9 protein-coding genes and 2 rRNA genes are annotated in these 10,409 nt (G+C 78.9%); 10 read left to right on the top strand and 1 reads right to left on the bottom strand.

What is annotated here, in order from left to right; genetic code table 11:
* From LY71_RS11670 to LY71_RS11655, 4 genes are all read left to right on the top strand, one after another.
* Positions 1-91: ribosomal RNA gene (locus LY71_RS11670) — 23S ribosomal RNA — on the top strand; the annotation flags it as partial.
* A gap of 119 nt (positions 92-210) precedes the next feature.
* Positions 211-327 (top strand): 5S ribosomal RNA (rrf, locus tag LY71_RS11665).
* Positions 328-1,576: 1,249 nt separating this feature from the next.
* Positions 1,577-2,434 carry a tetratricopeptide repeat protein gene (locus tag LY71_RS11660; RefSeq protein ID WP_106277561.1) on the top strand — a complete coding sequence of 286 codons (858 nt, stop codon included), beginning with the start codon at positions 1,577-1,579 and terminating at the stop codon, positions 2,432-2,434.
* A 100-nt stretch (positions 2,435-2,534) separates the two neighbouring features.
* On the top strand, positions 2,535-2,894 hold the full coding sequence (locus LY71_RS11655; RefSeq protein WP_106277559.1) for a single-stranded DNA-binding protein: 360 nt from the start codon (positions 2,535-2,537) through the stop codon (positions 2,892-2,894).
* Positions 2,895-2,908: 14 nt separating this feature from the next.
* Here the strand turns inward: LY71_RS11655 and LY71_RS11650 are convergent, their stop codons facing one another.
* A complete protein-coding gene (locus tag LY71_RS11650; RefSeq protein WP_106277557.1) occupies positions 2,909-4,237 on the bottom strand; it encodes a DUF1015 domain-containing protein in 1,329 nt (442 codons plus the stop codon).
* A 108-nt stretch (positions 4,238-4,345) separates the two neighbouring features.
* Between LY71_RS11650 and LY71_RS11645 the strand changes: the two genes are divergently transcribed.
* From LY71_RS11645 to recN, 6 genes are all read left to right on the top strand, one after another.
* Positions 4,346-4,777 carry a tetratricopeptide repeat protein gene (locus LY71_RS11645; protein WP_106277555.1) on the top strand — a complete coding sequence of 144 codons (432 nt, stop codon included), beginning with the start codon at positions 4,346-4,348 and terminating at the stop codon, positions 4,775-4,777.
* Positions 4,774-5,871 (top strand): HAD-IIA family hydrolase, encoded by a 1,098-nt coding sequence (locus tag LY71_RS11640; RefSeq protein WP_211297284.1) that lies wholly within the window; start codon positions 4,774-4,776, stop codon positions 5,869-5,871. The genes LY71_RS11645 and LY71_RS11640 overlap by 4 nt, the downstream gene beginning before the upstream one ends.
* A gap of 361 nt (positions 5,872-6,232) precedes the next feature.
* Positions 6,233-6,472 carry a hypothetical protein gene (locus tag LY71_RS11635; protein WP_106277553.1) on the top strand — a complete coding sequence of 80 codons (240 nt, stop codon included), beginning with the start codon at positions 6,233-6,235 and terminating at the stop codon, positions 6,470-6,472.
* Positions 6,472-7,269, top strand: coding sequence for a TlyA family RNA methyltransferase (locus LY71_RS11630; RefSeq protein WP_106277551.1), 798 nt, complete (start codon positions 6,472-6,474; stop codon positions 7,267-7,269). Before LY71_RS11635 ends, LY71_RS11630 begins: the two co-directional genes overlap by 1 nt.
* Positions 7,270-7,357: 88 nt before the next feature.
* On the top strand, positions 7,358-8,425 hold the full coding sequence (locus LY71_RS11625; protein ID WP_106277549.1) for an NAD kinase: 1,068 nt from the start codon (positions 7,358-7,360) through the stop codon (positions 8,423-8,425).
* Positions 8,400-10,280 (top strand): DNA repair protein RecN, encoded by a 1,881-nt coding sequence (gene recN, locus LY71_RS11620; RefSeq protein WP_245887842.1) that lies wholly within the window; start codon positions 8,400-8,402, stop codon positions 10,278-10,280. The genes LY71_RS11625 and recN overlap by 26 nt, the downstream gene beginning before the upstream one ends.
* Positions 10,281-10,409: the final 129 nt, after the last annotated feature.

Here is a 10,409-nt window from a genome sequence, read left to right as displayed (position 1 = left end):
CCCCGCCCAGACCAGCGGGTTGATAGGCCGGAAGTGGAAGCACCGCGAGGTGTGGAGCTGACCGGTACTAACAGGCCGAGGGCTTGACCACACACACCGTCAAGCCATCAAGACGATCGACAGCTCGCGTCCACTGTGCGGTTCTGAACGCACCCAACCCACCCCCGCCCCTCGGGCGGGGGGCCGGCAGTTGGGACATGTTCACAGTGTTACGGCGGTCATGGCGAGAGGGAAACGCCCGGTCCCATTCCGAACCCGGAAGCTAAGCCTCTCAGCGCCGATGGTACTGCCCTGGAGACGGGGTGGGAGAGTAGGACACCGCCGGACAACCATTCACGAGACGGGGGTCGGAGCCATTGGCTCCGGCCCCCGTCTCGCGTGTGTCCGGAAACGTCCACGGCGCTCGTCCGAGTGCCGCCCACCGTCCAGAGGTACAGACGACGACATGACATCTCCCCGACGCGGGTCCGCCGGACGTGGTCGACCGGATGGTCCGCAGTCCCGCCGGCAGGGCCGTGACGACCGGCAGGGGCCGCGAGGCGCCGGTGGGACCGCCGGCCGCGGCGCCCAGCGGGGCAACCGGGACGAGCGGCCGGGGCGGGCCGGCGGTGCGGCCGGACGCGGGGAGCACGGCACGGGGCGGCGCGACGTCGGAGCCGGTGGCTGGTCCGCCGGTGCTCGGCCGGGCCGGTCCGACGACCGCAGGCAGGGGCGCCCGTCGGGCTCCGGCGCGGGGGGTGCCGGGTGGCGGGACCGTCGTCCGGACGGCGACCGCCCCCAAGGCGACTGGCGGGACCGTCGTCCCGGGAGCGATCGCGGCGCTGGGGAGTGGCGCGACCGCCGTCCTGGCACCGACAGCCCGCAGGGTGACCGGCGCGACCGCCGTCCCGGGACCGACCGTGCCGCCGGGGACTGGCGAGACCGCCGTCCCGGGACCGACCGTGCCGCCGGGGACTGGCGAGACCGCCGTCCCGGGACCGACCGTGCCGCCGGGGACTGGCGAGACCGCCGTCCCGGGACCGACCGTGCCGCCGGGGACTGGCGAGACCGCCGTCCCGGGACCGACCGTGCCGCCGGGGACTGGCGAGACCGCCGTCCCGGGGCCGACCGCACGTCGGCGGACCGCGGCGACCGACGCCCCACGACGGGCCGCGTGGCAGGTGAGCGCTCCGACCGCCGGCCTGCTGCCGACCGCGACACGGGCGGGCAGGGCGACCGTCGTCCCACGGGGGGCCGCGGAGCCGGGGAGTGGCGCGACCGCGGGCCGTCCGGCGGCGACCGGACCCAGGGTGGGCGCGCCGACCGCGGCACCGACGGTGGCCGCTCCGGGGACTGGCGGGACCGGCGCCCTGCTGCCGAGCGACCTGCTCGACCGGCTCCCCGGCGTGACGACGCGCCCGCGCCGCGCGGCGACCGGGCCTGGCAGGACCGGCGTCCGGACCGGGGCGCCGGCGACCGGCGCCCGGCACGCGGTGAGTGGCGCGAGCGGCGGCCGGAGCGCGACCGTCCCGCTCGCAGCGGCGGTCAGGGCCCCGAGTGGCGGGACCGCCGTCCGGCGCCGGACCGCACGCCGCCCGTGGCGCCGGGGCCGGACCTCCCGGACTGGGCCGACCCGCGCGACCTCGACCCCTCCGTGCGGTCCGCCCTGCGCGGGCTCGAGTCGCGCAACGCCGACCGCGTGGCCCGCCACCTGGTGACGGCCGGCACCCTCGTCGACGAGGACCCGGACCTGGCCCTGGCGCACGCCCGGGCCGCGCGGGACCGGGCGTCCCGCATCGCCGTCGTCCGCGAGGCCGTCGGCGTCACCGCCTACCACGCCGGCGACTACGCCGAGGCCTCCCGCGAGCTGCGCGCTTACCGGCGGATGAGCGGCGATGAGAGCTACCGGGCCGTGCTGGCCGACTGCGAGCGCGCCCTGGGGCGGGCCGAGGTGGCGCTGCGGCTGGTCCGCGAGGCGCTGGCCGAGGGTCCGGACCCGGCGGAGACCGTCGAGCTGCAGCTGGTGGAGGCCGGCGCCCGGCAGGACCTCGGCGAGGCCCCTGCGGCCCGCCTGGTGCTCGAGGGCGCCCTGGGCGGGCGGCCCACGCCGTCCGGCGTCGACCTGACCGACGAGGGCACGCTGCGGCTGGCCTCGGCCTACGCCGACCTGCTCGCGGCGGCCGGCGACCCGGCGGCCGACGACTGGCGTGCCGCGGTCACCGCTGCCACGCCCGACGATGACGACGACGTGGCCTTCGGCGAGGAGGAGCTGCCCGAGGTCCCCGGCGAGCCGGACGCACCCGCGGAGGCGACCGCCGAGGAGGCAGCCGACGAGTCGGGCGAGGTCGACGAGGTCGACGAGGAGGACGGGCTCGACTTCGACGCCGACGTCGAGCGCGAGGTCGCCGAGCTCCTCGGTGAGGTCGACCCGCCGGAGGACGACACCCCGCACTGACCACCGACACCGGCGGCCCGCACCGTCCACACCGCCCTGTCCGGTCCACAACCGGCCGGCGGAGGCACCGGGCGGCGCGGCGCCGGGTCAGGCTGCCGTCATGAGCCTGGCAGTGATCGACCGGAACGACGTGGTGCTGCGCGGGCGGCTCTCGGAGGCCGCGCAGTCCAAGGTGCTCCCCAGCGGGGACACGCTGGTGACCTGGCGGCTGGTCGTGCGCCGGCCCGAACCGAGGGCGCGCGGCCAGTCGGTCGACGTGCTGGCCTGCGTCACCTACGACAAGGCGCTGCAGAAGCGGGTGGCCGCCTGGGTGGCCGGTGACGTGGTGGAGGTGGAGGGCGCCCTGCAGCGGCGGTTCTGGCGCACCCCCACCGGCCGCACCTCGGTGTGCGAGGTGAACTGCCGTCGCGGGCGCAAGGTGCCGCGCTCGTCACCCAACGGCTCGGCGCGGACCGCCTGAGCGGCCCGGTGCGGTCAGTCGCGGTGCGGGCGCAGCACCAGGCCGGTGCGCGGCTTGGGGACGAACAGCGTCGACTTGCGCGGCATCCGGGCACCGGCGCGGGCCACCGCGGCGACGTCGGCGGGGGAGGGCGGGCGCAGCAGCAGGGCGACGCCCGCACGTTCCCGCGCCAGGCGCAGGGCCTCGGGGACGTCGTGGGCCACGAGCAGGGACTCCGGGTCGTCGGGCCGGCCCCACAGGGCACCGACGAGTCCGGTGGTCGCCAGGACCACGTCGAGACGGCGCCAGGCGTCGGGCGCCTCGGCCGGGACGGTGGCCCGGACCTCGGGCGAGGGGTCGGTCAGCTGCAGCAGCCGGTGCCCGTCGGTGAGCAGGTAGCCCCCGGACGAGCCGCCCTGCAGCCCGGCGAGGATGGCCGCGACCCCGCCGGCCTGCCCGGGCACGGGCACCTCGGTCACGGCGAAGCCCCGGCGTGCGGATGCGGCGGCACGGTCCAGCGGGAGGTCCGGCACCACCCGGTGGATCGCCTCGACGCGCAGTCCGCCGGTGCCCATGGGGGTCAGCAGGGCGAGCACCCGGCAGTCGCCGCCGGGATGGGTGCGGTGCAGCGCCTGTGCCGCGGCGAAGCGGTGGTGCCCGTCGGCGATGACGGCCCCGGTGCGCCCCAGTGCCGCCGACAGCCGCCGCAGCGTCTCCTCCGCGGTCACCCGCCACAGCCGGTGCCGCACGCCGTCGGCGTCGGTCACCTCCATGGCGGGTGGGCCGGTCCGGGCCGCCTGCGTCAGCTCGGCGACCTCCGGCTCGGGGTCGTGGGCGAGCACGATCGGCTCGAGGTCGGTGGCGGTGGCGGCCAGCAGCGCGCGGCGGCCCTCCACCGCGGCCGGGAACGTGTCCTCGTGCGGCAGCACCGCCCGCCGGGCGCCGTCCACCGACACCGCACCCAGCCAGCCGACGGTCGCCGGTCCCCGGGCCGGGGCGAGCTCGTAGAGCCACAGCGCCGCGGTGTCGTCCCGGACCAGGACGCCCTCGGCCTCCCACGCGCGCAGCAGGTGCGCCGCGCGCTCGGCCGGGCCACCCGCGTCGCGGCCGGCCGGGACGCCGGTGGTCGGCGCGCCCGCACTGCCCGCGGCGGGGGTGCCGCCCGGCAGGATGAGACGGACGACGTTGTGCGGGTCCGTCGCGGCCAGCCGGGCGCGGCCGTCCGGCGTCACCAGGTCGTAGGCTGGCGAGCTGACCCGGGCCAGGTGCCCGGGGTCGCGGTGCGAGTAGGTCAGGGCGCGGAAGGACCGGACGTCCAGCCCCGTCGGGACGGGATGCGGGGCTCCCGCCGACGACGCGTGCACGACCGGATCGTAGGAGCCCCGCGGTGCGGCCCGCCGTCGCCACCGGCCCGGCGTCGCGGTCCGGCGCCGTCGGGAGGTGACGAGGGCCGGAGGAGCAGGAGGGCAGCGGTGTCGACAGCAGCAACGCCGTCGGGCGGAGCCCCGGACGAGCGGGCGCCCGGCGGCGGCGTGTACGAGTGGTACCGGCGGGGTCTGGACCTGCTGGCCAGTGGCGACCCCGCGGCGGCCGCGACGCTGCTGGCCCGGGCGGCGGACGCCGAGCCGGGCTCCCGCAGCGTGCTGGAGGCGCTCGCCCGCGCCCAGTACGACGCCGGCCGCTACCGTGAGGCGATCGAGAGCTTCAGCGCCCTCACCGCGGTCAACCCCACCGACGACTACGCGCAGTTCGGCCTCGGCCTGGCGGCCAGCCGGGCCGGCGAGCTGGACGTGGCCGCCGAGCACCTGGCCCTGGCGGTCGCCATGCGCCCCGACCTGGGCCACTACGCCCGGGCGCTGCGCGGCGTCCGGGCCCGGCGCGCGGCCGGACCGGGGCCGGCGTGAGCGCCGCGCCGGGGCCGTCCGCCGCGGACGAGCGGCCGCGCCTGGCCGCCGGCTGTGCCCGCCCGCCCGCCGAGGTGTACGACGTCGCCCTGCTCGACCTCGACGGCGTGGTCTACGTCGGCCCCGACGCGGTGCCCGGCGTCCCGGACGCGCTGGCCGCCGCCCGCGCGGCCGGCATGCGGCTGGGGTTCGTCACCAACAACGCCGCCCGCCCGCCCGCCGAGGTGGCCGCCCACCTCACCGAGCTGGGCGTGCCCGCCGACGCCGACGAGGTCATCACCAGCTCGCAGGCGGCGGCGTCGGTCGTGGCCGGGCTGCTCGGCCGCGGGGCGCGGGTGCTGCCGGTGGGCGGGCCCGGCGTGGCCACCGCCCTGCGCGCGGCGGGTCTGACTGTCGTCGACCGCGCCGAGGACGACCCCGCGGCGGTGGTGCAGGGCTACGGGCGGGAGGTCGGCTGGGCGCAGCTGGCCGAGGCGGTGGTCGCCGTGCGCAACGGCGCCCGGCACGTGGCCACCAACGCCGACGCCACCATCCCCTCGCCCCGCGGGGCGCTACCGGGCAACGGCGCGATGGTCGGCGTGGTCCGCGACGTCACCGGCCGCGAGCCGCTGGTCACCGGCAAACCCGACCCGGCGATGCACGCCGAGTGCGTGCGCCGCACCGGGGCCGTCGACCCGCTGGTCGTCGGCGACCGGCTCGACACCGACATCGAGGGCGGTCACCGCGCCGGCGCCGCGAGCCTGCTGGTGTTCAGCGGCGTCACCGACCCGGCCGGCCTGCTGGCCGCCGGGCCGCTGCACCGCCCCGACCTGCTCGCCGCCGACGCCGCCGGCCTGCTGGTGGCGCACCCGCCGGTGACGCCCGAGGACGGCGGCTGGCGCTGCGGGCGCTGGCGCGCGGTCAGCGGCGACGCGGCGCTGGAGCTGCACGCCGTCGGTGGCGGTCCGCAGGGGGCACCCGCCGACGACGGCCTCGACGGGCTGCGGGCGCTGTGCCTGGCCGCGTGGACGGGCCCGACGGGAGCGGGGCCGGTGCGCCCCGGCGACGAGCCGGCCCGCCGGGCGCTGGCCGGGTGGGGGCTGGCGTCGTGGTGAAGCGGCCCTGCACCAGCCCGCCGTGCAGGACCTGGCCGAGGCCGGTCAGCCGGCACGACAGCGTGCGGTCCAGCTCCCGAGCGGCGGGCTGCGCGGCCGGCCCGCCCACCACCTGCTCGAGGGCCGACCCGCACCGCTCCGGCGACGCCACGGGGGCGGGCGTCCTCGGGGTCGGCACAGACGCCGGCCGGGGGGTGCGCCGGCCGGCCCGCGGGACGCCACCGGTGCCTCCGCGGACCGGGTCCCGTCGTCCCCGGCCGGTACCGTGGCCCGGCGGAGGGGACGCGCCCCGGCGCCGTCCGCCGGGTGTCCGGTCCCCGCGCCCCCGCCCGTCCCGCCCACCCTCCGAGAGGTCCGCGCCATGACCGAGCCGAGCCGACCGCGTCCGGTCCCCGGCCCGCCGCGGCCGGGCCCCGCCGGCGGGCCGGTTCCCGGTCCGGCGCACCCGGCTCCGCCCGCCGCGGGTGGCACCCCGCGCGAGGAGGCGACCGGCGAGCGCTTCGCGGACCTCGCGGGGCGCCCGGTGGCCGAGCACGTCGCCGTCTTCGAGGCCGAGCACGAGCGCCTGCAGCGCGAGCTCGCCACGATCGACCAGCTCTGATGGCCCGTCGCAGCCGGCTCGACGCCGAGCTCGTGCGCCGCGGCCTGGCCCGCTCCCGCGAGCACGCCGTCGAGCTGATCAGCGAGGGCCGGGTCGCGGTCGCGGGGCAGGCGGCCACCAAGCCGGCCACCGGGGTCGACGCCGGCACGCCCGTCGTCGTGCGCACCGACCCCGACGAGCAGCGCTGGGTGTCTCGCGGCGCGCACAAGCTCCTGGGCGCCCTCGAGGCCTTCCCGGTGGCCGTCGAGGGCCGCCGCGCCCTCGACGCCGGCGCCTCCACCGGCGGGTTCACCGAGGTGCTGCTGTCCCGCGGCGCCCGCGAGGTGGTGGCCGTCGACGTCGGCTACGGCGAGCTGGCCTGGTCGCTGCGCACCGACGAGCGGGTCCGGTTGCTCGAGCGCACCAACGTCCGCACGCTGACCCCCGAGCAGGTCGACGGCCCGGCCGAGCTGGTGGTCGCCGACCTGTCGTTCATCTCGCTGCGGCTGGTGCTGCCCGCGCTCACCGCCTGCGCCGCCACCGACGCCGACCTGCTGCCGATGGTCAAGCCGCAGTTCGAGGTCGGCCGCGAGCGGCTGGGCTCCGGCGGCGTCGTCCGCGACCCCGCGGCCCGCGCCGGCGCTGTCCTCGACGTGGCCCGGGCCGCCGCCGACCTCGGGTGGGGCACTGCCGGCGTCGTCGCCAGCCCGCTGCCCGGCCCGGCCGGCAACGTCGAGTTCTTCCTCTGGCTGCGCCGCGACGCCGAGCCCCCGCTGGAGGCCGACGTGCTGCGCGCGGTCGAGGAGGGTCCGCGGTGAGGCCGCCCGGCCCCGCCCCGGCGCCGGAGCCGCCGCAGGGGCACGCTGGGGAGCGACGGTGCAGCACGGGCACGAGCGAGGAGGACCGATGAGCGAGGCCGGCCAGGGCGGTTGGCGCCCCGGCGGCGGGCGGCACGTGCTGCTGGCCGCGCACACCGGACGGCACGACATCGTCGACCTGGCCCGCAGCTCCGCTGCGCGCCTGGCGCGCGCCGGCATCACCGTGCGCGTGCTCGCCGACGAGGCCGCCGAGCTGCAGATCGAGGGCGCCGAGGTGGTCGCCGCCGACGCCGAGGCCGCGCGCGGCGCGGAGATCGTGATGGTCTTCGGCGGGGACGGCACCTTCCTGCGCGCCGCCGAGCTCGCGCGCTACAGCCACGCCGCGCTCATGGGCGTCAACCTCGGCCGGGTCGGCTTCCTCGCCGAGACCGAGCCCGAGGCGGTCGAGGAGACCCTGACGGCCATCGAGCAGTGCGAGTACTCGGTGGAGAAGCGGCTGGCCATCGAGGTCGACGTCCTCGACGCGAGCGGGGCGGTCGTCGACGGCACGTGGGCGCTCAACGAGGTGTCGGTCGAGAAGGCCGAGCGCTCCCGCGTGCTCGACGTCGTCATCGCCATCGACGGCCGCCCGCTGACCAGCTTCGGCTGCGACGGGGTGCTGTTCGCCACCCCCACCGGGTCGACCGCCTACGCCTTCTCCGCCGGCGGCCCGGTGGTGTGGCCCGACCTCGAGGCGATCCTGCTGGTGCCGAGCAACGCGCACGCGCTGTTCGCCCGCCCGCTGGTCACCTCGCCGGACTCGGTGCTCAGCGTCGCCGTCCCGCCCGACGGCAACCGGGCCCGCGTCTCCGCCGACGGCCGGCGCGCCCTCGACGTGCCCGACGGCGGCCGGGTCGACGTGCGCCGCGCCGCCCGCCCGGTCCGCGTCGCCCGCGTGCACCCCGGCTCCTTCGGCGACCGGCTGGTGGCCAAGTTCGGCCTGCCGGTGCGCGGTTTCCGCGACGCCCGCCGGCACGACCCCGGCCAGGAGCTGCGGCCCTCCCGCAACGTGCTGATGCGCGACGTCGTCTCGCTGCCCGGCGACCGGCCCGGCGACGGCGGGGCGGGCCCGGCCCGGGAGGAGGTGCGCGGTGGCACCGCGGACCCCGACGCGTGAGCGCGGCGGCCGCCGCCGCGCCGCGCCCGCCGCCGAGGAGGTGCCCGCCGCCCCCGCGGCTGCAGTCGTGGCGGACGGCGTCCCCGGCGGCGTCCCCGGTGGCGCTCCGGCCGGGGACGGGCGGGGCCGGCTGACCGAGCTGCGCATCCGCGGGTTGGGCGCCATCGACGACGTCACCCTGGAGCTCGGCCGCGGGCTGACCGTGGTCACCGGCGAGACCGGCGCCGGCAAGACCATGGTCGTCACCGGGCTGACCCTGCTCTTCGGCGGCCGCGCCGATCCTGGCCGCGTGCGTGCCACCGGCCGCGCCGGGGTGGAGGGCCGCCTCGAGCTGCCGCCGGACTCTCCGGTGTGGGCGCGGGCCGCCGACGCCGGCGCCGAGGCCGACGACGACGGCAGCCTGATCCTCGCCCGCACCGTCAGCGCCGAGGGCCGCTCGCGGGCGCACCTGGGCGGGCGGGCGGTGCCGGTCGGGGTGGTCGCCGAGCTGTCCGAGGGACTGCTGGCGGTGCACGGCCAGAGCGACCAGCTGCGGCTGTCCCGCCCCGCCGAGCAGCGCGCCGCGCTCGACCGCTACGCCGGCCCGGCGCACCTGCGGCTGCTGGAGGACTACCGCGCCGCCCACGCCCGCTGGCGGGAGCTGGCCGCCGACCTCGACCGCCGCCGCGGCCAGGCACGCGAGCTGGCGCAGGCCGCCGAGGTGCTCCGGCACGGCCTGGAGGAGATCGAGGCGCTCGCGCCCGAGCCCGGCGAGGACGAGGCCCTCGACGCGCAGGCCAAGCGGCTCGGCGACGCCGACGCACTGCGCGCCGCCGTCGACGAGGCGCGGGTGGCGCTGGTCGGCGACGTCACCGGCGACCTGGGCGCCGAGGGGCTGCCGCAGGACGCCACCGCGGCGCTGGCCACCGCCGAGCGGGCGCTGGCCGGCACCGACGACCCCGCGCTGGTGCTGCTCGCCCGCGACCTCGCCGACGCCGTCGCCGTCGTCTCCGACGTGTCGGTGCAGCTGGCCGGCTACGTGGCCGACCTCGACGCCGACCCCGCGCGGCTGGCCGAGGTGCTCGACCGGCGGGCGGCGCTCACCGCCCTGGTGCGCAAGTACGCCGACCCGGGGGAGGGCCTGGCCGGGGTGCTCGCCTGGGCCGACGACGCCCGCCGCAAGCTGTCCGAGCTCGACGTCTCCGACGAGGCGCTCGAGGCGCTGCAGGGGGCGCGCGACGCCGCCCGCGCCGAGGTCGACGAGCTGAGCGCGCGGGTCTCGGCCGGCCGCCGCGCCGCGGCCGACGGCTTCGCCGCCGAGGTGGGCCGCGAGCTGGCCGGCCTGGCGATGAAGAGCGCCCGGGTGTCGTTCTCGATCGACAGCCACCCCGGTGAGCCCGGTCCCGACGGCGTCGACGAGGTCGCGCTGCTCATGGCCGCCCACCCCGGCGCCCCGCCGCGGCCGGTGCACCGCGGCGCGTCCGGCGGTGAGCTGTCCCGCGTCATGCTGGCCATCGAGGTGGTGTTCGCCGGCGCGGACCCGGTGCCGGTGATGGTCTTCGACGAGGTCGACGCCGGCGTCGGCGGGCAGGCGGCCGGGGAGATCGGCCGGCGGCTGGCCCGGCTGGCCCGGGAGCACCAGGTCGTCGTCGTCACCCACCTGGCCCAGGTGGCCGCGTTCGCCGACACCCACCTGGTCGTCGACAAGTCCCCGGACACCGCGGCCGGCGTGACGGCCACCGACATCCGCGCCGTCGACGGCGAGGACCGGGTGCGCGAGCTGGCCCGGATGCTCTCCGGCCTGACCGACAGCGACACCGGGCAGGCGCACGCGCGCGAGCTGCTGGCGGTCGCCGCGGAGGCCCGGGAGGGCTGAGGCGGATCGGTCGGGCACGATCGGGTGGCGGAACGCAGGAGTGTGGATCACCGCGGGCGGGTAGGCCGAGCCCCGTGCGCCTGCCGACCTCGCGTCCGACCCCCGTCCTCCCGGCTCCGGCCGCCGTCG

This window comes from Geodermatophilus tzadiensis (assembly GCF_003002915.1).
Lineage (GTDB): Bacteria > Actinomycetota > Actinomycetes > Mycobacteriales > Geodermatophilaceae > Geodermatophilus > Geodermatophilus tzadiensis.
The sequence above is the reverse complement of the archived record's forward strand: the minus strand, read 5'-3'. Positions and strand labels throughout refer to the sequence as shown.